Origin of the sequence: Streptomyces sp. CA-288835, assembly GCF_050936385.1 — a bacterium.
In the GTDB taxonomy this organism is placed as follows: Bacteria; Actinomycetota; Actinomycetes; order Streptomycetales; family Streptomycetaceae; genus Streptomyces.
Genome location: NZ_JBNJMW010000001.1, coordinates 2,790,001 through 2,814,141 on the forward strand (window position 1 = coordinate 2,790,001; position 24,141 = coordinate 2,814,141).

At 67.0% G+C, this 24,141-nt stretch carries 21 protein-coding genes (1 of these 21 only partly in view); 4 read left to right on the forward strand and 17 right to left on the reverse strand.

The window, feature by feature from the left end; genetic code table 11:
* The 3 genes from ACQEVY_RS12575 to thyX all read right to left on the reverse strand — a co-directional run.
* On the reverse strand, positions 1 to 110 hold the beginning of the coding sequence (locus ACQEVY_RS12575; protein WP_432947838.1) for a ribonuclease J. The gene continues 1,576 nt to the left of window position 1, outside the view; the window shows 110 of its 1,686 coding nt (coding positions 1-110); it begins with the start codon at positions 108 to 110; its stop codon lies off the left edge, out of view.
* Between the two features lie 136 nt (positions 111 to 246).
* Entirely contained in the window at positions 247 to 1,146 is a 900-nt protein-coding gene (gene dapA, locus ACQEVY_RS12580; protein ID WP_432947840.1) for a 4-hydroxy-tetrahydrodipicolinate synthase, read from the reverse strand.
* 212 nt (positions 1,147 to 1,358) lie between these two features.
* The gene (thyX, locus tag ACQEVY_RS12585; RefSeq protein WP_432947842.1) at positions 1,359 to 2,099 is read right to left on the reverse strand and encodes an FAD-dependent thymidylate synthase; all 741 of its coding nucleotides are present in this window, start codon (positions 2,097 to 2,099) and stop codon (positions 1,359 to 1,361) included.
* A 201-nt stretch (positions 2,100 to 2,300) separates the two neighbouring features.
* Between thyX and ACQEVY_RS12590 the strand changes: the two genes are divergently transcribed.
* Both ACQEVY_RS12590 and ACQEVY_RS12595 read left to right on the forward strand, forming a co-directional pair.
* On the forward strand, positions 2,301 to 2,540 hold the full coding sequence (locus tag ACQEVY_RS12590; protein ID WP_165344405.1) for a hypothetical protein: 240 nt from the start codon (positions 2,301 to 2,303) through the stop codon (positions 2,538 to 2,540).
* Between the two features lie 110 nt (positions 2,541 to 2,650).
* Positions 2,651 to 3,208, forward strand: coding sequence for a hypothetical protein (locus tag ACQEVY_RS12595; RefSeq protein WP_432947844.1), 558 nt, complete (start codon positions 2,651 to 2,653; stop codon positions 3,206 to 3,208).
* Positions 3,209 to 3,279: 71 nt separating this feature from the next.
* Here the strand turns inward: ACQEVY_RS12595 and ACQEVY_RS12600 are convergent, their stop codons facing one another.
* From ACQEVY_RS12600 to rpsO, 5 genes are all read right to left on the reverse strand, one after another.
* The gene (locus tag ACQEVY_RS12600; RefSeq protein WP_328768263.1) at positions 3,280 to 3,732 is read right to left on the reverse strand and encodes a hypothetical protein; all 453 of its coding nucleotides are present in this window, start codon (positions 3,730 to 3,732) and stop codon (positions 3,280 to 3,282) included.
* 17 nt (positions 3,733 to 3,749) lie between these two features.
* The gene (gene dapB / locus ACQEVY_RS12605) at positions 3,750 to 4,502 is read right to left on the reverse strand and encodes a 4-hydroxy-tetrahydrodipicolinate reductase (RefSeq protein ID WP_432947847.1); all 753 of its coding nucleotides are present in this window, start codon (positions 4,500 to 4,502) and stop codon (positions 3,750 to 3,752) included.
* Between the two features lie 24 nt (positions 4,503 to 4,526).
* Positions 4,527 to 5,906, reverse strand: a complete 1,380-nt coding sequence (locus ACQEVY_RS12610) for a M16 family metallopeptidase (RefSeq protein ID WP_432947849.1) — start codon at positions 5,904 to 5,906, stop codon at positions 4,527 to 4,529.
* Positions 5,903 to 8,119, reverse strand: a complete 2,217-nt coding sequence (locus tag ACQEVY_RS12615) for a polyribonucleotide nucleotidyltransferase (protein WP_432947851.1) — start codon at positions 8,117 to 8,119, stop codon at positions 5,903 to 5,905. Before ACQEVY_RS12615 ends, ACQEVY_RS12610 begins: the two co-directional genes overlap by 4 nt.
* Before the next feature lie 334 nt (positions 8,120 to 8,453).
* Positions 8,454 to 8,741 (reverse strand): 30S ribosomal protein S15, encoded by a 288-nt coding sequence (rpsO, locus tag ACQEVY_RS12620; RefSeq protein ID WP_189327164.1) that lies wholly within the window; start codon positions 8,739 to 8,741, stop codon positions 8,454 to 8,456.
* Between the two features lie 286 nt (positions 8,742 to 9,027).
* Here rpsO and ACQEVY_RS12625 point away from each other — a divergent pair, with 286 nt between their 5' ends.
* On the forward strand, positions 9,028 to 9,324 hold the full coding sequence (locus tag ACQEVY_RS12625) for a DUF397 domain-containing protein (protein ID WP_328768268.1): 297 nt from the start codon (positions 9,028 to 9,030) through the stop codon (positions 9,322 to 9,324).
* A gap of 77 nt (positions 9,325 to 9,401) precedes the next feature.
* Here the strand turns inward: ACQEVY_RS12625 and eccD are convergent, their stop codons facing one another.
* Entirely contained in the window at positions 9,402 to 10,913 is a 1,512-nt protein-coding gene (gene eccD / locus ACQEVY_RS12630; protein ID WP_432947854.1) for a type VII secretion integral membrane protein EccD, read from the reverse strand.
* Between the two features lie 234 nt (positions 10,914 to 11,147).
* Between eccD and eccCa the strand changes: the two genes are divergently transcribed.
* On the forward strand, positions 11,148 to 15,122 hold the full coding sequence (gene eccCa, locus ACQEVY_RS12635; RefSeq protein ID WP_432947855.1) for a type VII secretion protein EccCa: 3,975 nt from the start codon (positions 11,148 to 11,150) through the stop codon (positions 15,120 to 15,122).
* Between the two features lie 824 nt (positions 15,123 to 15,946).
* On the opposite strand, the gene ACQEVY_RS12640 is transcribed toward eccCa, so the two are convergent.
* The 8 genes from ACQEVY_RS12640 to ACQEVY_RS12675 form a co-directional block, all read right to left on the reverse strand.
* Entirely contained in the window at positions 15,947 to 16,630 is a 684-nt protein-coding gene (locus tag ACQEVY_RS12640) for a hypothetical protein (RefSeq protein WP_432947857.1), read from the reverse strand.
* Positions 16,593 to 18,866 carry a hypothetical protein gene (locus tag ACQEVY_RS12645; RefSeq protein ID WP_432947859.1) on the reverse strand — a complete coding sequence of 758 codons (2,274 nt, stop codon included), beginning with the start codon at positions 18,864 to 18,866 and terminating at the stop codon, positions 16,593 to 16,595. The genes ACQEVY_RS12640 and ACQEVY_RS12645 overlap by 38 nt, the downstream gene beginning before the upstream one ends.
* A 12-nt stretch (positions 18,867 to 18,878) precedes the next feature.
* Positions 18,879 to 19,367, reverse strand: a complete 489-nt coding sequence (locus ACQEVY_RS12650; RefSeq protein ID WP_432947861.1) for a hypothetical protein — start codon at positions 19,365 to 19,367, stop codon at positions 18,879 to 18,881.
* A gap of 278 nt (positions 19,368 to 19,645) precedes the next feature.
* The gene (locus ACQEVY_RS12655; protein ID WP_432947863.1) at positions 19,646 to 19,948 is read right to left on the reverse strand and encodes a WXG100 family type VII secretion target; all 303 of its coding nucleotides are present in this window, start codon (positions 19,946 to 19,948) and stop codon (positions 19,646 to 19,648) included.
* Between the two features lie 79 nt (positions 19,949 to 20,027).
* On the reverse strand, positions 20,028 to 20,366 hold the full coding sequence (locus tag ACQEVY_RS12660; protein WP_386350031.1) for a WXG100 family type VII secretion target: 339 nt from the start codon (positions 20,364 to 20,366) through the stop codon (positions 20,028 to 20,030).
* A gap of 144 nt (positions 20,367 to 20,510) precedes the next feature.
* The gene (locus ACQEVY_RS12665; RefSeq protein ID WP_432955189.1) at positions 20,511 to 21,611 is read right to left on the reverse strand and encodes a S8 family serine peptidase; all 1,101 of its coding nucleotides are present in this window, start codon (positions 21,609 to 21,611) and stop codon (positions 20,511 to 20,513) included.
* 195 nt (positions 21,612 to 21,806) lie between these two features.
* Positions 21,807 to 23,567: a hypothetical protein gene (locus tag ACQEVY_RS12670; RefSeq protein WP_432947865.1), complete on the reverse strand. Its 1,761-nt coding sequence runs from the start codon at positions 23,565 to 23,567 to the stop codon at positions 21,807 to 21,809.
* Positions 23,567 to 24,013 (reverse strand): hypothetical protein, encoded by a 447-nt coding sequence (locus ACQEVY_RS12675; protein WP_432947867.1) that lies wholly within the window; start codon positions 24,011 to 24,013, stop codon positions 23,567 to 23,569. Before ACQEVY_RS12675 ends, ACQEVY_RS12670 begins: the two co-directional genes overlap by 1 nt.
* Positions 24,014 to 24,141 lie beyond the last annotated feature (128 nt).

The window sequence follows — 24,141 nt, forward strand, 5'->3', positions numbered from 1 at the left end:
AAGACCGTCATGTTCCGGCCGATTTCGCCGAGCCCGCCGAGTGGGGTGACCCGGAGGCCGCCCTCGGTGAGCTTCGCCGGGGGACTCAGTTCAGGATGCGGATGACTCAAAAGACTCTCTCCTCACCACGCACGCCACGTACCTGGCAGGGCACGTGGCGCGCATGACGTTCGTGCAGTAGCAGTTGTCTTGGTGGTGCAGGCCTTTGGCCTGCTGGTCGTACGTATTCAGTTGTGAAGTCTGTGATCAGAGCTGTACCCCGCCGGCGGCAAGATCGATCTTGAGCTGGGCGGTCTCCTCGGGGGAGAGTCCGACCATGGGCAGGCGCAGCGGTCCGGCGGGCAGGCCCTGGAGGGCGAGCGCGGCCTTGGTGGTCATGACGCCCTGGGTGCGGAACATGCCGGTGAAGACCGGGAGCAGCTTCTGGTGGATCTCAGTGGCCTTCTGGACGTCGCCGCTGGTGTACGCGTCGATCATGGCCCGCAGGTCGGGGGTGACGACGTGGCCGACGACGGAGACGAAGCCGACCGCGCCCACGGACAGCAGTGGCAGGTTCAGCATGTCGTCGCCGGAGTACCAGGCGAGGCCGGAACGGGCGATGGCCCAGCTGGCGCGGCCGAGGTCGCCCTTGGCGTCCTTGTTGGCGACGATACGCGGGTGCTCGGCCAGGCGCACGATCGTTTCCGAGTTGATCGGTACGCCGCTGCGGCCGGGGATGTCGTAGAGCATGACCGGGAGTGCGGTCGCGTCGGCGATCGCCGTGAAGTGCCGGTACAAACCCTCCTGCGGGGGCTTGTTGTAGTACGGCGTGACCGCGAGGAGGCCGTGTGCGCCCACCTGCTCGGCGGTGCGGGCCAGCTCGATGCTGTGGTGGGTGTAGTTGGTGCCGACTCCGGCGACGATGTGGGCACGGTCGCCGACCGCTTCCAGTACCGCCCGTACGAGGTCCGCTTTCTCCGCGTCGCTGGTGGTCGGGGACTCGCCGGTGGTGCCGTTGATGATCAGGCCGTCGTTGCCTGCGTCCACCAGGTGGGTGGCGAGCCGCTGCGCGCCGTCCAGGTCGAGAGTTCCGTCCGCCGTGAAGGGCGTGACCATTGCGGTGAGGACCCGCCCGAAGGGGGTCTGCGGAGTGGAGGTCGGAGCCATGGGTAACACGCTACTCGCTGCTCAGCGCGCGGTCTGCCCTCGGGTCGGGCGACAAGTCGCGACAAAGGTGGAGCCCGGCACTGCCTGCTCGGGGGTTCAGGCAGTGCCGGACCCGTTTGATCAGGCTAGATGAACTACTAGAAATGCCGCAATACGGACACTTCGCTCGGCTGACCCGTACATCTGTGCCGGATGCCGCGAGCGAGTGCGCGCTACGGCGCGACCCGGCCGTTGGCGTTGAACGCGGCATACGTGAGGGGCATGAGCTTGGCCCACTCCGCCTCCATCTTCTCGCCGACCATCTCGATCTCCCGCTGGGGGAAGGATGGCACCTTGGCGAGCTCATGCTGCGTGCGCAGGCCGAGGAAATGCATCAGGGAGCGGGCGTTGCACGTCGCGTACATCGATGAGTACAGGCCGACGGGAAGGACCGAACGGGCGACCTCGCGGGCGACGCCGGCGGCCAGCATCTCCTGGTACGCCTCGTACGCGTGCACATACGAGTCCTCCATGACGCGGCCGACGAGCTCCTGCTGGGCCTGGGTGCCCTCCACGAAGACGTACTTCCCGGGGCGGCCCTCCTGGACCAGCTTGCGGGACTCGTCGGGGACGTAGAAGACCGGCTGGAGCTCCCTGTACCGACCTGATTCCTCGTTGTACGACCAGCCCACGCGGTGGCGCATGAACTCGCGGAAGACGAAGATCGGGGCGCTGATGAAGAACGTCATCGAGTTGTGCTCGAAGGGGCTGCCGTGCCGGTCCCGCATCAGGAAGTTGATCAGGCCCTTGGAGCGTTCGGGGTCCTTCTGGAGCTCGTCCAGGGACTGCTCCCCGAGGGTCGAGACGCGGGCGGCGAACAGCACGTCGGAGTCGGCCGCGCTGTGCTTGACCAACTCGACGGTCACATCGCTGCGGAAGCCGGGCTTGAGGTCGTCGGCGGGGCTGTCGGTCACGGCTTGCGGGGTCCTTCCCATCGCTGGCTGGGCGGCGCCCACTCTACGGCCCGGCTCTGACAACGGGGCGTTCGGTGGCGGGCTGCGACATTCTTCGCCGAACTTCTGCGAATTCGGTGAAACGGGGCACCTTTTGGGGCGTTCGTTCGTCTGTCTTGTTGAGAACTATCCGTTCGAGTTCCCTGAGGAGAAGCAGTTTCCATGTTCCGTCGGCGCGAGCCTGTTCCGTTCGCCTTCATCGCCGAAGCCGACAAGTTCCGCAGTAATGTCACACCCCCGCCCCGCGAGCGTGCCTCCGCCTCGGAGGTGGTCGGGCGCTGGCTCATAGGCCTCACCGTCGTCGCCGGGCTGGCGGGCTCCCTGCTCTTCGGGATGCCCGCGCTGTCGCAGGATCAGTCGCCCGCTCAGACCCAGCAGTCCGAGGCCTCGAACAGCCGCTGAGCGCCGTCGGCGGCCGGGGGCTCATCCGGGCCCCCGAGGGTGGTGAGCAGGGACATGGCTAGGTAGCCTCACCAGGCACAGACCGTGCGTGGATTGAGTGAGGATCAGTCGTGCCCCTGCCCTTCCTGACGGCCGACCGCGCGTTCGACGAGGTGGCGGACGATCTCCCGCTGCCGTTCGACGACCGCGACCGCTGGCGACGCCCCTACCGGCCCGGTCCGTGGCGGGTCGCCATGGCGGCGCTCCTGCTGCTGCTCGCCTCGTACGTGCTGTTCGCGGCGGTCATCATCGCGGTGGCCGGCACGCTGGGCGGGGGCGCGATCGTCTTCGGTCTGGCGTTGTTCGTCATCGGCTGTGCGCTGCGGCTGTTGCGGGTGGGCGCGTGGGTGAGTGCGTCCGGGCTGCGTCAGGTGCGCTTCTTCACCACGCGTACGGCGCCTTGGGCGCAGGTCGTGGAGGTCCGCACGGTGCAGCAGCCGGTGCGCTGGCTCGGGCTGCCGCGCACGGTGCAGGGGCAGGCGCTCGTCCTCGTCCGCAGGGACCGGCCGGGCGACGAGCCGACGCGGTTGCTGACCACGCACAACGCGGACTTCCTGGGGCGCCCCGCGGCCTTCGACCGGGCGGCGGACGGCGTCGAGGTGTGGTCGGACGAGTACCGGCACGTGTGATCGACAGCGCGAAGGGGCCGGTCCGCGCAGGGCCGGCCCCTTCGTCGCAGCACTCGTCGTGCCGCCCAAGCTCAGGCCCGCACGGGCTTGCCCTCGTGCAGGGCGATGGCGCGTTGCATGGCCTTGCGGGCGCGCGCGGTGTCGCGGGCGTCGTGGTAGGCGATCGCGAGGCGGAACCAGCTGCGCCAGTCGTCGGGGGCGTCCTCGGTTTCGGCCTTGCGGCGGGCGAAGACCTCGTCGGCCGAGTCGCGGTCGATGCGGCCGGCCGGGGTGCGCTTCAACTCGTCGACGGGCAGGCCGCCTTCGGCGTCGAGGGCGGCGGCGAGCCGGTTGGCCTTCCGGACGAACTGCGTGTTCTTCCAGAGGAACCACAGGCCGATCACCGGCAGGATGAGGACCGCCACCCCGAAGGTGACCGTCAGCGCCGTGCCGGTCTCGATGAGCATGACCCCACGGCTGCCGACCAGGACGAAGTAGACGACGAGGACGGCGGCCGTGACGGCGTACGTGATCTTTGCGCGCATGCTTGTCGTCCGAACGCTCAGTTCAGGTCCAGGAAGTGTTCCAGGCCGAAGGTGAGGCCGGGGGTGTCCACGACGCGGCGTACGCCGAGCAGGATGCCCGGCATGAAGCTGCTGTGATGCAGCGAGTCATGGCGGATGGTGAGGGTCTCGCCCTCGCCGCCGAGGAGCACCTCCTGGTGTGCGAGCAGACCGCGCATCCGCACCGCGTGTACGGGCACGCCGTCGACGTTCGCCCCGCGGGCGCCGTCCAGTGCCGTGACCGTGGCGTCGGGCTGCGGGGCGCTGCCCGCGCGCTCCCGGGCCGCGGCGATGAGCTGGGCGGTGCGCGTGGCGGTGCCGCTGGGGGCGTCCACCTTGTTCGGGTGGTGCAGCTCGACGACCTCGACGGACTCGAAGTACGGCGCGGCGGCCTCCGCGAACTTCATGGTCAGCACGGCGCCGATGGAGAAGTTCGGGGCGATCAGCACGCCTGTCTCAGGCGAGGCGGCCAGCGAGGTGTTCAGCTGCGCGAGGCGCTCGTCGGTCCAGCCCGTGGTGCCGACCACGGCGTGGACGCCGTGACGTACGCAGAAGTCGAGGTTGCCCATGACCGAGGCGGGCGTGGTCAGTTCGACGACGACCTGGGCGCCGGTCTCGACCAGCGTCTCCAGTTTGTCGCCGCTGCCGAGGGCGGCCACCAGCTCCATGTCCTCGGCCGCCTCGACGGCTCGTACCGCCTCGGATCCGATCCGGCCCTTGGCGCCGAGGACCGCCACGCGCAGCTTGCTCATGTTCTTGATTCCTTAGTCGATGACTTACGCGACCGCGTCGTCCAGCCGGGATGCCTGCTTGTCCTTGAGCGGGCCGATGACCGACAGCGAGGGTCGCCGGCCCAGGATGTCGCGGGCCACGTCCCGTACGTCGTCGGGGGTGACCGCGGCGATCCGGGCCAGCATGTCGTCGACCGACATCTGCTCGCCCCAGCACAGCTCACTCTTGCCGATGCGGTTCATGAGCGCACCCGTGTCCTCCAGGCCGAGGACGGTGGAGCCCCTCAACTGGCCGATGGCGCGGTCGATTTCGTCGTCCGACAGACCGTGCTCGGCGACCTGGTCGAGCTCGTCGCGGCAGATCTTCAGTACGTCGTGGACCTGGCTCGGCCGGCAGCCCGCGTACACGCCGAAGAGTCCGCAGTCGGCGAAGCCCGAGGTGTACGAGTACACGCTGTAGGCCAGGCCGCGCTTCTCGCGGACCTCCTGGAAGAGGCGGGAGGACATGCCGCCGCCGAGCGCGGTGTTCAGGACCCCCATGGCCCAGCGGCGGTCGTCGGTGCGGGGCAGACCGGGCATGCCGAGGACGACATGGGCCTGCTCGGTCTTGCGGCCGAGCAGTTCGACGCGGCCCGCGGCACGGATGGCGCGCGAGCCGTTGCGCGGGGCCATGGGCGTGGCGTCCGGCTGCGTCAGGGCGCCTGCCTTCTCGAAGGCCGCGCGGACCTGGCGTACGACCTTGTTGTGGTCGACGTTGCCCGCGCAGGCGACGATGAGGTGCGTCGGGTCGTAGTGCTTCTTGTAGAAGCGGCGGATGCGGTCCGCGGTGAGGGCGTTGACCGTGTCGACCGTGCCGAGGACCGGACGGCCGAGAGGGCTGTCGCCGAGCATGGTGTGCGCGAACAGGTCGTGTACGCAGTCGCCCGGGTCGTCCTCGGTCATCGCGATCTCTTCGAGGATCGCGCCCCGCTCGACGTTCACGTCCTCTTCGAGGATCGTCGAGCCGGTAAGCATGTCGCAGACGACGTCGATGGCAAGAGGGAGGTCGGCGTCGAGCACGCGCGCGTAGTAGCACGTGTACTCCTTGGCCGTGAAGGCGTTCATCTCGCCGCCGACCGCGTCGATGGCGGAGGAGATGTCCATCGCGCTACGGCGGGAGGTGCCCTTGAAGAGCAGGTGCTCCAGGTAGTGCGTGGCACCGTTCAGAGCCGGCGTCTCGTCGCGGGAGCCCACATGTGCCCAGATGCCGAAGGTGGCGGAGCGCACGGAGGGCAGCGTTTCGGTGACGACGCGGAGGCCTCCGGGGAGGGTGGTCTTGCGTACCGTACCGATGCCGTTCTGGCCCTTGATCAGGGTTTGGGTACGGGCGACGGCCCGCGCCTCGGAGGAGGTGCGGGCCGTCGCCGTGGAGCTGCTCGACGTCACTTGTCGGTGTCGTCCTTCTTGTCGTCGTCGCCTTCGCCCTCGATCACGGGGATGAGGGAGAGCTTGCCGCGGGAGTCGATCTCGGCGATCTCGACCTGGACCTTGGAGCCCACACCGAGCACGTCCTCGACGTTCTCCACGCGCTTGCCGCCGGCGAGCTTGCGGATCTGCGAGATGTGCAGCAGACCGTCCTTGCCGGGGAGCAGCGAGACGAACGCTCCGAAGGTGGTCGTCTTGACGACCGTGCCCAGGTAGCGCTCGCCGACCTCCGGCATGGTCGGGTTGGCGATGCCGTTGATCGTCGTACGGGCCGCCTCCGCGGACGGGCCGTCGACCGCACCGATGTAGATCGTGCCGTCGTCCTCGATCGTGATGTCGGCGCCGGTGTCCTCCTGGATCTGGTTGATCATCTTGCCCTTGGGGCCGATGACCTCGCCGATCTTGTCCACGGGGATCTTCACGGTGATGATCCGCGGGGCGTTCGGGGACATCTCGTCCGGGGTGTCGATCGCTTCCATCATCACGTCGAGGATGTGGAGGCGGGCGTCACGGGCCTGCTTCAGGGCCGCGGCCAGGACGGAGGCCGGGATGCCGTCCAGCTTGGTGTCGAGCTGGAGCGCGGTCACGAACTCCTTCGTACCGGCGACCTTGAAGTCCATGTCGCCGAAGGCGTCCTCGGCACCGAGGATGTCCGTCAGCGTCACGTAGTGCGTCTCGCCCTCGATCTCCTGGGAGATGAGGCCCATGGCGATACCGGCGACGGGAGCCTTCAGCGGCACACCGGCGTTCAGCAGCGACATGGTGGAGGCGCAGACCGAGCCCATCGACGTCGAGCCGTTCGAGCTGAGCGCCTCGGACACCTGACGGATCGCGTACGGGAACTCCTCGCGCGTCGGCAGCACCGGCACGAGCGCGCGCTCGGCGAGGGCGCCGTGGCCGATCTCGCGGCGCTTCGGGGAGCCGACGCGGCCGGTCTCACCGGTGGAGTACGGCGGGAAGTTGTAGTTGTGCATGTACCGCTTGCGGGTCACCGGGGAGAGGGTGTCCAGCTGCTGCTCCATGCGGAGCATGTTGAGGGTGGTGACGCCCAGGATCTGGGTCTCGCCACGCTCGAACAGCGCGCTGCCGTGCACCCGCGGGATCGCCTCGACCTCGGCGGCGAGCGTACGGATGTCCGTGACGCCGCGGCCGTCGATGCGCTTCTTCTCCTTGATGACGCGCTCACGGACCAGGGACTTGGTCAGCGAGCGGTACGCGGCGGAGATCTCCTTCTCGCGGCCCTCGAACTGCGGAAGCAGCTTCTCGGCGGCGAGCGCCTTCACACGGTCCAGCTCGCTCTCGCGCTCCTGCTTGCCCCCGATGGTGAGGGCCTGCGAGAGCTCGTCCTTGACGGCTGCGGTGAGCGCCTCCAGGACGTCGTCCTGATAGTCGAGGAAGATCGGGAACTCGCCGGTCGGCTTGGCGGCCTTCGCGGCGAGGTCGGCCTGGGCCTTGCAGAGCACCTTGATGAAGGGCTTCGCGGCGTCCAGACCGGCGGCGACGATCTCCTCGGTCGGCGCCTCGGCGCCGCCCTTGACGAGCTGGATGGTCTTCTCGGTGGCCTCGGCCTCGACCATCATGATCGCGACGTCGCCGTCCTCCAGGGTGCGGCCCGCGACGACCATGTCGAAGACGGCGTCCTCGAGCTCGGTGTGCGTCGGGAACGCGACCCACTGACCGCGGATCAGCGCGACGCGGACGCCGCCGATCGGGCCGGAGAAGGGCAGACCGGCCAGCTGCGTGGACGCGGACGCGGCGTTGATCGCCACGACGTCGTACAGGTGGTCGGGGTTGAGCGCCATGATCGTGGCGACGACCTGGATCTCGTTGCGCAGGCCCTTCTTGAAGGACGGGCGCAGCGGGCGGTCGATGAGACGGCAGGTGAGGATCGCGTCCTCGGAGGGGCGGCCCTCACGGCGGAAGAAGCTGCCGGGGATCTTGCCGGCGGCGTACATCCGCTCTTCGACGTCCACCGTCAGGGGGAAGAAGTCGAGCTGGTCCTTGGGGTTCTTGGAGGCCGTGGTGGCCGACAGAACCATGGTGTCGTCATCGAGGTAGGCCACGGCGGAGCCGGCGGCCTGGCGGGCCAGACGGCCCGTCTCGAAACGGATGGTGCGGGTGCCGAAGGAACCGTTGTCGATAACGGCCTCGGCGTAGTGGGTCTCGTTCTCCACTAGCGTTTTCTCCGATGCTTTTCGTCTTTCGTCCCGTCCCGCCCGTGTGGCGGGTGGACGTCGGAGAAGCGCTCCGTCTGGTGCGGGCCGGTCTTCGATCGAAGCACCCGGGGCTCGCATTCCCCCGGGGGCCACTACCGAGGACCGGCGGCGGCGAGGCGCGCTTCTCCTCGTTCAGGTGTGGTGTCCGCTCCGTCGCTGTGCGCTGTCGCGGAACCACGTCGTGTCGTACGTCTTGTGTTGTGCTACCACACTACAAAGTGGCGGTGACACTCCGCACGTACAGCAAAGGGAGCGGCCCCCTCAGTGTGGGAACCGCTCCCTTCACGGCGTCTTAACGGGCGCCCGCCGCACCACGGCGGATGCCGAGGCGGTCGACCAGCGCACGGAAGCGCTGGATGTCCTTCTTCGCCAGGTACTGGAGAAGGCGGCGACGCTGACCGACGAGGATCAGCAGACCACGACGGGAGTGGTGGTCGTGCTTGTGGGTCTTGAGGTGCTCGGTCAGGTCCGAGATCCGGCGCGAGAGCATGGCGACCTGGACCTCGGGGGAGCCGGTGTCGCCCTCCTTCTGGCCGAACTCGGACATGATCTGCTTCTTCGTAGCGGCGTCGAGCGACACGCGTACTCCTCGTAGTCTTTTGATAGCCACCGAGTGCCCCTGGTCCACTTCTCAGGGGAGCTTCCGTTACTCGGGAGGCGGGGATCCGCTGGGCGCGTCCTCCAGGGCCCTGAGGGGCGATCCGGGGGTGCGTACACATACGGCCGTTACACAGGGTACCAGGAGGTTGCGGGCCCTCTGACCGGGGTTCCGGGAGTCCTGAGAGGCCGGGGCCGGTCCCAGTAGGGTGACGCGACAGGTCGTTCACAGGTCGGGAATTCGTAGGTCTGGAAGGGGTCGCTTCGCCATGGCCGAGGCAGAGGACAAGGACGTCAAGGCGCGCAAGGAGCGGGAGAAGAACGAGCTCTACGCCCTCGACATCTCCGGGGTCGAATGGCACAGCGCGCCGGGTACGGAGGAGCACGAGGAGCGGGTCGAGATCGCCTATCTCCCCGGCGGCGCGGTGGCCATGAGGTCGTCTCTCGACCCGGACACGGTGCTGCGCTACACGGAGGCGGAGTGGCAGGCCTTCGTCCTGGGCGCCCGGGACGGGGAGTTCGACCTGGAGCCGGCTCCGCACAACGGCGGGCTCCCTGCGGAGTAGGGCTCCGCGGTGGCTTGTTCGGGGCCGGCGGGACGAGCGTCCCGCCGGCCCCCACGTGTGTGCGGCGCGCCGCGAGGTCAGCTCGTCATCGACCGAGCCGTCGCGTACACGTCGAAGACGGCCAGTGCCAGCGGCACCAGGGTCAGCAGCACGAACCCCTCGGCGATCTCCAGGAAGCGTCCCCAGAACGGGGTGAGGCCGCCGCGCGAGACGATCAGGCCGATCGCCGTGACGAGCGCGGCCACCGCCGCGATCGCCGCGACCAGCCAGATGGTCCGGATGTCGAGGTCGGCGCGGTCGCCCGCGAGGGCAGCGCGGCCGATCGCGTCCGGCGGGTTGAGCGCCAGGCCGAGGCCGAGCAGCATCAGCGAGGCGAGGCCGCCGGCCAAGACGGGGGCGACCTGGGCGGTGTAGCGGAAGAGGTGGGCGCGCATCAGCAGGGCCACGCCGGTCGCGAGGGCGAGGAGCTGGGCCCACACGTTCGAGGAGAAGCCCAAGACCGCCGAGGAACCGACGGCGACCAGTGCGCAGCCGCCCACCAGGCCGACCAGGAGTTCGTGTCCGCGCCGCGCCTGGGCGGCCACCCGCTCGGCGTCGACCGGTTCGCGGGGGGTGGGGTCGGTGTCGTACGCGCTGCGCGGGGCCGTGTTCGGGGTGTCGAAGCCGATCGGGAGCCGGGCGAAGCGCATGGACAGGCCGGGCAGGAAGGCCAGGCCTCCGACGGCGATCGGGGCGCACAGGGCGCCGATCTCGGAGGGCGTCCAGTCGGCGAGGGTCGCCGCGAACACGGCGAGCAGGCCGATGGCGGAGGCGAAGACGAAGGCCACGAACGGGCCGTCCCCGCTCGGCGAGCACAGGGTGAGCAGGACCGAGGCCAGCAGCACCGCCGCGCAGGCGAGCAGGAACTGGAGCTTGCCGACGCCCTGTCCGTCGGCGAGCGGCAGCAGACCTGAGCCGCCTACGCCGACGTTGGGGAGGGCGCCGAGTCCCAGGGCGATGGCCGAGGCCCGGTCGTCGTAGACCCGGGCGCGTACGCAGGCGAGGACGACCAGGAGGACACCGGCGACCCCGGCGAGGATCCCGGGCAGGCTGTTCATGTCGTGGAGCGGGTCGCCCATCCAGGCCACGAAGGCGAGCAGGACGGCGAGTACGCCTCCTCCGACGAGGCCCGCGGCGCGCGTCAAGTCGCCGCTCCACAAGGTGCGTTCGCTGGTCACGGCGGAGGCGACCGCTTCGGAGACGTCGTCGAAGACGGCCGGGGGCAGTGACTCGGAGAAGGGGCGCAGCGTGAGGAGTTCGCCGTCGAGGATGCGCTGGGCGGCGAAGGAACGGGCGCTGTCCAGGACGGTGCCGTCGCGGCGGACCAGGTGGTAGCCGACGGGTGCGCTCTGGGCCGGGCTCTGCTGGGAGAGCCTGAGGATCTCCGGGTAGATGTCGGCGACCGGGATGTCGTCGGGCAGCGCCACGTCGATCCGGCTGTCGGGCGCGACGATGGTGACCCGGCAGAAGCCGAGACCCGTACCCGCCCCGGCCGGAGTCCCCGTACCGGGTCCCCCTCCGGTGGCTGCCGCCGAGGCCGTCATGCTCACCTGCTGCTCCCCCTCAGTGATGATTCTGTGTCGGCGATCCGGAAGTGGTCCGGAAGTCCTGGGCTCGTATGTGAATGCCCAACTGCTCCGGCTCAACTCCCGTGTGCTGACGCGAACTTCCGGCACCCTACCGTCCCTCGGTCTCCACCTGAGTCAGTAGGATCGCGCGGCGGCCTGCGTCCGCCCGACACGGGGCGGCGGACGGACTCCCGGCCGACCACAGAATGGGTGACAGTGAGCCACATCGTCGTGAAGCGCCCGCCTCGAGTGCTGCCGTCCGAAGTGTCCACACAGGAGATCATCCTGCAGCCTCCGCCCGAACTGCCGCGGGGCTACCAGGAAAGCGTGCTGATGCAACTCCTGCCGACGCTCGGCATGGGTGGCTCGGTGGTCTTCTTCTTCACGAGCGGGCAGCCGTTCATGCGGATCATGGGCATGATCATGATCGCCTCGACGATCGCCATGGCCGTCGCGATGGTGATCCGCTTCCGCCGCGGCAACCAGGGGCAGTTGGCGGACATGCGCCGCGACTACCTGAGCTACCTGGCACAGACCCGGCGCACGGCCGTCGACACGGCGAAGGCGCAGCGCGACGCGCAGTACTTCCTCCACCCCTCCCCCGAGCAGCTGTGGGCCCTGGTCGCCGAGGGCAGCCGCGTATGGGAACGCCGCCCCGGCGACGAGGACTTCGCCCAGGTCCGCATCGGCCTCGGCTCGCAGTCCCTCGCCAGCACTCTGGTCGCCCCCGAGACCGCCCCCGTCGAGCAGTTGGAGCCCCTGACCGCGGGCGCGATGCAGCGCTTCCTCGCCGTGCACAGCACCCTGGACGACCTGCCGATGGCGGTCTCGCTGCGCGCCTTCTACCACGTGACGATCAGCGGCGAACCTCAGTCCGTACGGTCCTCAGCGCGGGCCATGGTCGGTTCGCTGGCCGCGCTGCACTCCCCCGAGGACCTGCTCATCGTGGTCGCGGCGGGACGCGAGGACCTGCCCCACTGGGAGTGGGCCAAGTGGCTGCCGCACGTCCAGGCCCCCGGTGCCGTGGACGGCGCGGGCAGCCGCAGGCTGATCGACAGCGACACCCGCGAACTGGAGAACCTGCTCGCCACCCGGCTGACCGGCCGTCCGCGCTTCTACCCGAACGCGGCGCCGCTGCCGGAGGAGCCCCACATCGTCGTCGTACTCGACGGTCGATCCCTGCCCCCCGACTCGGTCCTGGCCAACCCAGAAGGACTGCAGGGCGTCACCGTCCTCGAGGTCGTACCCGGCGAACTCACCACGGGCGGCGGTGAGTTGTCCATCGTCGTACGACCCGAAGCACTCCACCTGGAGTCGGTGCACGGTGTCGCCTACGAAGGGACTCCCGACGCCCTCTCGTACGAGTCTGCCGAAGCCCTCGCCCGCCAACTCGCCCCGCTGCGGATGGCCTCCGGCGGGGACGACGACGAACCACTGCTCGCCAACTTGGAGTTCACCGACCTGCTGAACCTCGGTGACGCGGCATCCGTCGACACCCAGCGCACCTGGCGGCCGCGTTCGCTGGCCGAGCGGCTGCGCGTGCCGATCGGCGTCGGCGAGGACGGACGCCCCGTGATGCTGGACCTCAAAGAGGCGGCGCAGGAGGGCATGGGTCCGCACGGTCTGTGCGTGGGCGCCACCGGGTCCGGCAAGTCGGAACTGCTGCGCACGCTCGTACTTGGCCTGGCGGTGACGCACTCCTCGGAGACGCTGAACTTCGTGCTCGCCGACTTCAAGGGCGGCGCGACCTTCGCGGGGATGGCGCAGATGCCGCACGTGGCGGCCGTCATCACCAACCTCGCCGACGACCTCACCCTGGTCGACCGCATGGGCGACTCCATCCGCGGCGAACTCAACCGCCGCCAGGAGATGCTGCGCGACGCGGGCAACTACGCCAACATCCACGACTACGAGAAGGCGCGCGCGGCGGGAGCTGCCCTGCAGCCGATCCCCTCCCTGGTGCTGGTGATCGACGAGTTCAGCGAACTGCTGACGGCGAAGCCGGACTTCATCGAGATGTTTGTGCAGATCGGCCGTATCGGCCGGTCGCTCGGCGTGCACCTGCTGCTGGCGTCGCAGCGCCTGGAGGAGGGCCGCCTGCGCGGCCTGGAGACGTATCTCTCGTACCGGGTCGGTCTGCGGACCTTCTCCGCCGCCGAGTCCCGGGCGGCGATCGGCGTACCGGACGCCTATGAGCTGCCGAACGTCCCCGGCTCCGGCCTCCTGAAGTTCGGCACGGGCGAGATGGTGCGCTTCAAGGCGGCGTACGTCTCCGGGGTCTACCGCTCGGGCACGCAGCGGGCTTCGCTGGGCGGCGGCCCGCTTCCGGTGGACCGGCGGCCGGTGCTGTTCACGGCGGCCGAGGTGCCGGTGCAGTACGTGCCGGTGCCGCAGCAGCGCTCTTCGGCTCCGGACGGTCCAGAGGTCGACGACGCGCTCGCCGACACCGTGCTGGACGTGATCGTGCGCCGGCTGGAGGCGCAGGGCCCGGCGGCCCACCAGGTGTGGCTGCCGCCGCTGGACAGCCCGCCGTCCCTGGACGGGCTCCTGCCCGGACTCACGGCGGTGCAGGGCCGCGGCCTCACGCAGCCGGACTACGAAGGCGCCGGCCGCTTGGTCGTACCGGCGGGCCTGGTGGACAAGCCGTACGAGCAGCGCCGCGACCCGCTCTGGGTGGACTTCTCCGGCGCGGCCGGCCATATGCAGATCCTCGGCGGCCCGCAGTCCGGCAAGTCGACGCTCGTACGCACCCTGATCTCGGCGTTCGCACTCACCCACACACCGCACGAAGTCCAGTTCTACGGGCTCGACTTCGGCGGTGGCGGCATGTCGGCCGTGGCCGGACTCCCGCACGTGGGCGGGGTCGCCTCGCGGCTGGATCCGGAGCGGGTGCGGCGGACGGTGGCCGAGGTGTACGGGGTGCTGACCCGCCGCGAGGAGTACTTCCGTTCGTCGGGCATCTCGTCTATCGCGGAGTTCCGGGCGCGGCGGGCCCGAGGCGACATCTCGGTCACGGACCAGCCGTGGGGCGACGTCTTCCTGGTCATCGACGGCTGGGGCAACTTCCGTGCGGACTATGAGGCGATGGACCAGGTGATCCTCGACATCGCGTCGCGTGGTCTCGGTTACGGCGTCCACCTGATCCTCACGGCCTCACGCTCGATGGAGGTCAGGGCCAACCTCAAGGACCACCTGATGAACCGCCTGGAGCTGCGGCTCGGCGACACGATGGACTCCGAGCTGGACCGCAAGGTGGCCGCGAACGTACCTGCGGGCGTGCCCGGCCGCGGACAGGCCCCGCAGAAGCTGCACTTCATGGCGGCGGTGCCACGCATCGACGGTCTGACCTCCGACACGGACCTGGCGGACGCCACGGCGGCACTGGCGACCGAGGTCGCGCGACACTGGCAAGCACCCGGGGCGCCCGAAGTACGTTTGCTGCCCCGCGAGTTCCCGGCCGATCAGCTGCCTCCGGGCGACCGCTTCCCGCGCCGCGGCGTCGCCTTCGCCCTCGACGAGGACAACCTCGAACCGGTCTTCGTCGACTTCGAACAGGACCCGTTCTTCCTCGTCTTCGGCGAAAGCGAGTCGGGCAAGTCGAACGTGCTACGCCTGCTGATCAAGCAGCTGACGGAACGCTACTCGGGCGACGAGGCCAAGCTCTTCGTCATCGACAACCGCCGCTCACTGCTGGACGTAACCCCGTCCTCCCACCTGGCCGAGTACATCCCCATGTCCAACGCCATGGACCACCACGTCTCCGCCCTGGCCGACCTGATGAAACGCCGCACGCCGACGGCGGACGTGACGGCTCAGCAGCTGCGTGACCGGAGTTGGTGGCGTGGGCCGACGGTGTACGTCGTCATCGACGACTACGACCTGGTGGCCACGTCGAGCGGGAATCCGCTGGCGGGCTTGACGGAGCTGTTGCCGTTCGCCCGGGACGTGGGGGTGCGGTTCATCATCGCGCGGTCTACGGCGGGCGCGGGGCGTGCGTCGTACGAGGCGTTTATGCAGCGCGTCAAGGAGTTGGGTGCGCAGGGGGTCGTTCTCGCGGGTGATCCGGGTGAGGGCGACTTGTTGGGTGGGGTTCGGCCGCGGCCTATGCCTGCGGGGCGGGGGGTCTTTGTGTCTCGGCGGCGGGGGAAGCCGTTGGTGCAGGTGGGGTTGGTGCCGGAGAGAGTGTACTGAGGTGTGCGGAGGGCGAGTTTTGGTGCGCCGAGGGTGTGTTGAGATGTCGCGACCCGGAGGCAAACGAGCCGTCGGAAGCGGGGTATCGGGGCCGGCGAATTCTGCTGCTCTCGTGCGCGGCGGCGATGGTCGTGATGGCCGTGTGGTGGTTCACGAGCATTGACTACTTCGAGTCTGGTGGGCTTGAAGACTGATGCAAAAGGAAGTGTGGCAACGACTGCAGAACAGCACATGCACTCCAGCGGGGCCACCGCGCGCCGCCTGGGGGTAGGAGAATGGGGTTGTCCCGTACGTTGTTTGACGCAGGGGCGCGCGCATTCGTCCCGCTCGTGGGGTGCGGTGCTCAACGGGACGAGCCCGAGCGCGATGCCGAGGACCTACACCGGGCAAACCTAGCCGTTCTCCACTCGGTCGCTCTCGCGTTCGCCAAGGAGCTCGGCTGCGCGGGCAACACGGAGTTGTCGACCAAGCCGTCGTTCACGTGAATCAGACACGACTGCCAGCCTGCAGCAGAACCCGAGGAAAGCCGCGACCTTCCGGGGGAACTGCCTATGAGGACAACTGAGACAGGCGAAGCTCCGTGAAGGACGAGGAGCATCTCGCGCACTTCGACGGCCGTCGTCGTGTACACCTGCAGCTCAGCAACGTCGATTCGAGCGGGCTCGCCGCATCGAGTAGACGGCAAGTTCCACGCTGAGCCGCCGACCGCAGGCCGACCCGGCCCTCCCCTCGCCTACTACAACCACAAGTGGGGGACGAGCGTCGGCATCGCCGTCCACCCCCTCACTGCACGGTACATGCTGCTTGAAAAGGATGATTCCGCTCTACAGTTCAGGCGGCATCTTAAAGTTGGCCGGAAGCCCAGCGTTGGACTTGCACTCAAGCAGGCCAGAAAATGCACGGCTAGACTCGTACACGATACGAAGCGTGTCCTCCCGCGCTGCATCCTCGGACTCGGATGTTTCGTACCGGCTACGAACTTCTCCCCGCACCAAAACGGTCGCCCCGGCACCCGAAGCAAATTTCTCACTGGAGCACTCGAAATAAAGCACGCCTACCTTCACACCTGCGAGGGCCGCCTTCGCCATACGATATTCCTTGAAAATCGAGGCAGCCTCGCCCTTTTTAGGGATTTCTTGTGCTAGGGCGAACCTCACCTGCACTGAGTCGAGTCCCGCCGACCCTTTATGCGCTCCACAGAAATCCTCGTCGTCCCATTCACTCGCCGTTCCGGCATCATACTGCGCCACCAAGCCATCTGCCGCCCCCTGCGGATCCCCGAGAAAGGTGACCTTCACAGATTCAGGAATATCAGCGATGCGCTTCATGGCCGCTTTGGCCTGAGCACCAAGGATCTTGTCACAGGTCACTTCTGTCGAACTGGGGCTCGCCCCACCTTCGCTTTTCGATTCCTCGCTCTGGCAACCAGTCGTCGCGAGGACCGCAGCGATCGTAACCGACGCCATCACCCTAAGCTTTTGGAAGCACGCCACGCTGATTCTCTCCATTCGTCCCCTTCGTGTACCCGATTTCAAGAGCATCCTCCAGATCCTGTCCGAAATCTCCTTCATGCTTGACACGGTGATTTTCCATGAATCTTTCCATCGGGGACGCCGCGGCTGAACGACCGGCATCATAAATCGTGTTCCGCTGGTCCTGAATCGCGCTGGAGCTGTCCTGCTTCCCCGTCTCTGCACTGTCGCCGATTACACTGCCGATCTGCTGCGTCAGAGCGCCTTGCCCGGCATCCATGAAGACAGGAATAAGCGTGCCCGCCACACCCACGGCTGCCACCGGAGGCAGAAACGCGGCGCCCGCAGCGATCGCCACACCTGAGCCGAACTTGATCCACTCGGTCTTGGTCTGCAGGCTCTTGTTGTAAGCCTCGTCCTTCGCCAGACCCTCGGCCTGAACCTGATCCGCACGGGACTGATCGAGGATTCCTTGGATTTCCGCGCCGGTGCGCACAAGCTCCCGCGCCTGCGGCTCGTTGATGTGGTTTCCGTGAACCTGCGCTTCCAGCGCGCTCGTTCCGTAGATCTGCTGAGCTACGGAGATTTCCGAGTACGCGTCCGGGTGCTGCCCGATTGAGCTCAGGAACTTGATGGCGTTGCTCGATCCGAACTGCGCATGCCCGTCCGGGTTCTTCGGGGCGAACAGGCTGTCGTCCCTGTTCTCGTTCAGCCCCCAGTTCAGGTCGTCGATGTAGGCGGCGCCCATGCGTCCAAGGCTGTCGGAGATGGGTTCCTTGGCGTTCTCCGGGTTGCCATAGGTCTGTACGACTTTTTCCATAATCGCGGCCGAGGTCGCGTCCCGCGACGGAGTGGGCGTTGGGTCGTCGTACGCGTACCCCAGAGTCGCGGCTTCCAGGGCGTGTCCGAGAGCGTCCGGACCACCGTCCCGGGCATGCGCGGCTTCGTCGCCACCGGGGTGCACAAGGCTGTCCGCCGGCCACTCGAAGTCCTTCTTCGTCAACTCGTCGTAGTAGTTGTAGTCGAGCGTGGCGCCCTTCTTTGCGGTGCCGTCCTCGTTGTACACCGTCGGTGTCATGTCATCCGAGAAGAACTTCTTCGCCGCTTCAGGGCTGTGCCCGAGCCCCTCCAGAACGCTGGTGAGCGGGTCGTATCCTGCGCCCGCCTTGCCCGATGGGTTGAATCCCAAATCGAGGTCGGCTCCCCCGGTCACGGGCTTGCTGTTCATGAAGAAGTCGGGGTCCTTGTGGTGCAGTTGGACCACGTGTTCCGCGATCGGATTGATGAACTTCGCGTCATAGTTCCCGTTCCGCAGCAGCCCGCCGAGAATCTGGTACCCGTACGGAGAGTTCGGGGCGCCTGGGTAGAGCTCGATCGGCTGAGTACCCAGTTTCCTGAACTCGGTCCCCCAACTCGCGGGCAAGTGGGGTTTGTTGTCCGGATCGGTCGCCGAGGCGAGCGCTGTTCCCATGTTGCGCTGGAGCTGTCTGGTCAGTGCCAGCCGCTCCTTGTCGTCGCCTTCCGTACCGTCGAGGGACATACGGCCGTAGAATTCAAGGGACTTCTCGGGCCCTCCGAGGGACTTGTAGAAGGCCGTGCTGAAGTCTGCATCCCTCACATTCCACTTCATGATGGAGTTCAGCTCGGTGAACTGCTTGTCCGTCATCTTCGGACCGAGCTTCGCCAGCTCCGCCGCACGCTCAACCTGAGCTTCGTCGAGGGATTTATATGAGCCGTGTCCAGCGTTGTGTGGATCATTTCCGTGACTCTTGCGCAGCGCGCGGGCCACCGACGCATCGATCTCCGAGGCATGGGAGAGGATCCGACTGATCCGAGCCTCCAGCTCGGCCCTGGCCTCGTTCTCTTCCTCGGTGTGAACGTCAGCGTCGCCTCCGATATGCGGGTAAACGCAGTGGACGGTGCCGTCACCGTAGTCATCGACGCGGATCCCCCACTTCAGGACCTCGCCATGCGCGACCTTGATCTGCTTCTGCAGAGAGTTCAGTTCCCTATGAGCGTCGTCAAGGACGCGGTAAATGCTGTCCGCCTCCATGTGGAGGTCGGCGATCTCCTTTGTCGTCTTGGTGACGAAGCCACGCGTCACCGTGGCGTTCACACCAGCCCACCGGGCCTTGTCCGACTTGGCCTTCATCCCGTCGCGAGCGTTCGCCGCTGCAGTCTTGAGCTTGTCAACGGCGCTCTTCCATTCAGAGACAGCCGTGGCCAGCTTGCCGAGGTCCACCTCGACCAGGTCCATGTACTTGACGGCCACTGGACTGCTCTCCTACTTGAAGTACTTACTGAGCTCTGACACGGTCTCAGCCAAGCCGTCCCGACTACGCACTACAGCCGCGATCTTGGCGTCGTCCTCGGCGTGCAGCTTCTTGCTGTAGTCGAGGTGATTGGAGATGTGCGCACACGCCTGGAGCACCGCCTTGGACTGGGATGTCCAGATCTCGACCGTCAGTTCCAGGGCGCTGCCCATCGCGAACCCGTGCGACTTCAAAGAGGCGGCGGCCTGCATCGTCGATCCAGCGCCGTCCTTGTTCACGCCCGCGCCGCCTGCGATATCCGTCCCTGTGCGGAGACCTTCGTAAAGGGTGAACGCGTCATGGCCGACGGCGCCGAGGTCGTCCTGGTTGACCACCAGATCACCAGCAACGTCACCACCGCCTCCTCCCCCACCATCCGCTGCAACCTGGTTGAGCTGCATGCCTGTCGAGGCACGCTGGGCCGCGTCGGCCTTGAGCTGCTCCCACTCGTCCCAGGCCATATCCCTCGCGCCCTTTCCCGTGATCCCGTGACGTGTCAGTCCCGATCTCGACTGATCGCACAGCTTTCTGCCCTGCAGCCACAACTTACCCAGCGGCCATGACCGCCTGAGCAGTTGAATGTCAACTCGCATAAATACTTCACGCTTTATCCCAACCCGCACGTAACTGCACTGGCGCAACTACGATTTCTTTGTTCTCCCCAAGGAAACGCGGCCGGTGCAATACAGGGTGGGCACCTCCCGTGCATGCCCACCCTGTTTCCGCAAACCGTGCGCCCCTACTGGAAATAGCTCGCACCCTTCAAGTCGCCGCCCCGGTAGTCACCGCCGGCCGCCTGGACACGCTGCGAGATGTTGACCAGGGCCTGGTGGATGCCGCGTGCGTGCGTGTCCCACTCCTTGGACTTCTTCTGGAACTCCTGGTACGCCTCGCCGCCCCAGCCCGAGGAAACGTTGAGCACAGCCTGCTTCAGTGCCTCGAGGTCTTCCTCGAGCTTCTTGGCCTGATTGCCCAGCTCGGTGGCAAGCGCGTCCATGGTGCCGTACGTAACGGCAAGTTCGTCGTAGTGGACTCCGGACATGTTTCCCTCGCTTCTGTGAAGATTTCAGCCGGACTACGCAGCCCGGATAACGGTGCGACTCAAGGCCGCCGATGGCCCCTCAGTAGCTGTTGAGCGCCGAAGTCTTACCACCGAGATCGTCTACCGAGATCCGCCTGAGGTCGGCCTCGACCTGGGCTTCGAGGTTGCGCTTGTCGGTCTTGTTCAGGTTGATGCCCTCGAGGAAGTCGTCGAGCATCTTGCCGATCGCGACCATGTGCTGGTTGATTTCCGTCTGCTTGACGTTGAACGCTTGGGCGCCCTGTCCCCTCCAGGCCTTCTCGATCATGTCGATCGTGCCCTGCAGCTTCGCGAGGGAGGCCCTGATGTTGTCGTACCGATCGACGACCTCGGTCTGAAGCCTCTGTACGTCGCTGTCATTTAGAACGCGGTCTGCCATTTCGGCACTCCCTTTCCTGAGAGCTGTGGTTCATTTCTGCGCGCATCGCTGAATCGTGATGCGCTGGTCGTCGCGCTTGTGCACAGTTGTGGCTGGCCTGCGCCCGAACCGTCGTGTGCGACGGGTTCAACGTCGCGTGATTCGTCACGCGCCGCGCCGTGCACGAACCACGGCGAAGGCACCGGCTCCGATCACCACCAGAGCCCCGGCGGCTCCAAGAGCTACCCACAACACAGTGTTATCGGACGTCTCTGAGCTTGTTCTTGCAGCAGAAGTCCCGCCGTCTGAGGGGTTCTTGGGTGCTTTTGACGGGGCTGACGTGGAAGGTGAAGGCGAGGGGGACGAAACCTCGAGGCCAATACTGTTCTCGAAGCTGAGGGGGTCCTTGTTGGCCGGGCCTGGATCGATGTTGCTGTTTTCCAGCACCTTGCGGGGACGGGCCAGGCCGTAGCCGAGGTAGTTGCTCCGCTCGCCCTTCGGCCAGGTGCGGCCGGCGGTGTCGATCAGGCTGCGGAGGACCTGGTTGGCTGTCCAGTCGGGGTGGGCGGACCAGATGAGGGCAGCGGAGGCCGAGGCGATGGCGGTGGACATACTTGTGCCCTTTTGGACGCAGTATGACTGGAAACTCGCGTCGCACCACGCGGGCAAATTCAGGCCGGGAGCCGCCAGATCAACATAGTGGCCGTGCTCCGAGAATTCTCCGACCTTGCCATTCTCGTCGGCGGCAGCAACCCCGACGACGTAAGGATAGGCGGCCGGAAGGTCGATGAAGTTTTTGGATTCAGCTTCGTTGCCGGTGCTGGCGAACATCAACTTGCCCTTGGATTGGGCGTACTTGATGGCCTCCTCGTCGTCCGGGTCGCTGAAGTCGTCGCCGAAGGACATGCTGATTATTTGAGCATCGCTATCAGCGGCCGCTTTGATCGCGTCCGCGACCGAAGGCGTCTTCTTTATGTCAGTGGTGCTCTTCACGTCCGGGGTAATAATCACCCGGTAGGGGACGATCTTCGCGTCGGGTGCCAGCCCCTGCAAGCCGCCTCCCGCGCCAGTACCGGCAATCAACTCCGCCATAGTGGTGCCGTGACCCAGGTAGTCCTTGGTGGCGTTGTACGAGACCGACCGTGGCACTTCACCTTCCAACACCTGGCCCTTCAGCGACGAGGTGTTGGGATTCACGCCAGTGTCCAGCACTGCGACTTTGACAGCCTTGCCCGTGCTGATCTTCCACATGCCCTCGGCGTCCATCGCGTCCAAGTGCCATTGCTGTGATTGGACGTCGGCGGCCACCGCGCTCGGAGCCAACCCGGAAGACGCGATAGCGAAAGCGCCAAGTGCCGTGCACACAATGGACGCCCGCCTTCCAGCGCGTCCTGCGAAAGGCGCAGTCAATCTGCCACGGGGGCTGGTCCCTGTCATGACTCTGTAGATCCTCGCTCGTGTTCAGTCAGTCGCTGGCGGCGTGCTGCGTCGCTGGGTCTCGGGCTGACGTTGGTCCTGGCGGTCCTCGCGGTTGGTCTCGCGTCGACTCGCCCTCGGGCTTTGTGGGACTCCAGCACTGGCTCCGGCGGATCCGCCGTTCCTCCCTTCCCGAACTCGCCCGTTGGGTGTACCAACAACCCCGTCAGGATTGCTGGCAGCGGAGCGGACAGGCCGCACCGAACGAGCGCCGGGGGAGGCCTGCGGCGCGCCGATGACCCCTCGCTGCTCGATCTTGCCGACAGGTGCACGGGAACCGTTACTGCCCTCGGCGCCGACGACCGTCCCTCGGGGAACCCTGGAATTGGTTGATCCCGGAGCAGCACCGCTGATCGGCCTTCCTCCGACGACACCGTTGCCGTGCGCCGCCCCCGTCGGGCCCATGCCACGAGCACGGCCGCTCGCCGTTCCCCCTACGGGGCGAGGTGTTCCGCCGGAAATGCCTCGGCCCACGGGAGAGTTGCCGGCCGCCGTGCCACCGGCGCGGACCCCCGACGGTCCTGTAGCTGCGGCACGCCCCATTGGACCCGTAGCGCCGCCCCCTCCGGCGGTGCCGCCGAGAGCGCCTGCGCGGCCCTGAGACGAGATCGGCCCCGTGGCGCCGCGCCCGCCAACAGTGCCGCCGGGAGCGCCCGCACGGCCCTGAGCCGAGATCGGGGGCCTGCTTCCGGTCGTTCCACCGAAGCCCGAGGTTCGGCCGCTCTGCCCGCCGCGGGCAAGAGGAACCGGTCCCGAAGCGAACGGAAGAGGCGCCCCTCCGCTGGAACTGCCTGAACTGGTAACCGGCTGCGGCGAATTGGGCGTTGACCTTGCGGCTTCCTGAGGGGGCTGCAGAGTGCCTACGCTGTCGATCTCCGTACCGACGGTCCCATCCGAGGAAATAGACGAGCCGTCCACATGCTTGAGTAGCGGGGAGGTGTCAGCCGAACGGGATTGGCCTGCCACCGTGCCCGACGAGTCTTGTCCCGCCACCGCCGACTCGCGAAGGGCCCCAAGCCCCTCGGTGCCTTGCACTTCAGCGCCTGGCCCGCGGGGGGCCCTGTAAACCGGCTTAGGCACCCCCATATCCGGCATAGCCTCAAAAACAGGAGGCTCCTGCTGCGCCAGCATCGTCTCCGACACCTCGTAGAAGGACGACAGCCGGTTCATCTGGTTGATCGCCTCTTGGCGGTCCTTCTCGGCCTTGACCGCCGCCGCGTACTCCTCGTTGCCTTCAACTCGTTTGGGCGTCGGAATGTCCGCGACCGTCTTGGGGTCCAGCCGGGTGTCGCGGGGCGGCATGGCGCTGCGTACGGAGGCGAGGCCGGTCGCCGATGCCGTCATCTGGGTACCGGCGGCCTCTGCGAAGTCGGCGAGTTTACGGGCGTGGATGACGAGTTTGGCGCCCCACTTACGGAAGGCTTCGCCAGACTCGCCCTCCCAGTCGACCCGGCTGATGTGGCCCTCGAGCTCTCCGGCGGCGTCCTCGATAGCAGTCTGCGCATTCAAGAGAGCAGTGGCCGCGGTTTCCAGGTCCTCCGGTTTCGCGGACTCGACCATGTCGATCATGGCGTTCAGGTCGTGGCCCTCGAAGTTCGTCTTGCCGAACATGCGGGGGAGCTTCCCGCCGAAGGGGAGGAGGTCCACCTCCGCCAACTTGTTCGTCAGGTTGACGACATTCACCTGCCGAGCTGCTTGCTCTCTTTCCGCCTGATGCGGGCCCTGATTCTGCTGCTCGTCGCTCATCAGTACGCGCCCCCTGCCGCCTCGTTGTTGTCCTTCGGTGGGACCTGGCCATCCTTCGCCTCCGCCGCGTCCCTCTCCCGCTCTGCTTCGTCCTGCTGGCGGCGGATTTCAGCCTCGATCTCGTAGAACCGCCGCCGCTGCTCCTCTTCGAGGTTGCTGAAGTTGCCGTCCGCGCCCATGACGGCGATCTGCATCGCCTCGATCTGAAGCCCGAGGGTCTTGGAGAGTGTGGTGAGGCGTTCGTGGACGCGCTCGTACTGGCTGTGCAGGCCCTTTGCCTCGGCGAAGCCGCCGGCGCCGCTGAACGAGGCCTCCGAGAGAGCGTGCGCCGCGAGTTTCTGAGGACTGGCAGGTGAGCCGTCGAAGGTCGAAAGCACCGCGTCCACGCGCTTCTTGAAGGTTCCGAGCGCCTCCAGGCCGATCTTGAGGCCCTCCGCAGGCAGCATGCCTTCCCTCCCCGTTCCCCGTTTGTCAGCTGACGAGCGCTGTGCAGGCAGTGACCTGATCGACACACTCGATGACCACTGTAGTCATTGTGTAAATCGAGCCCAACTGAGCCTGGCGTTAGATCAGT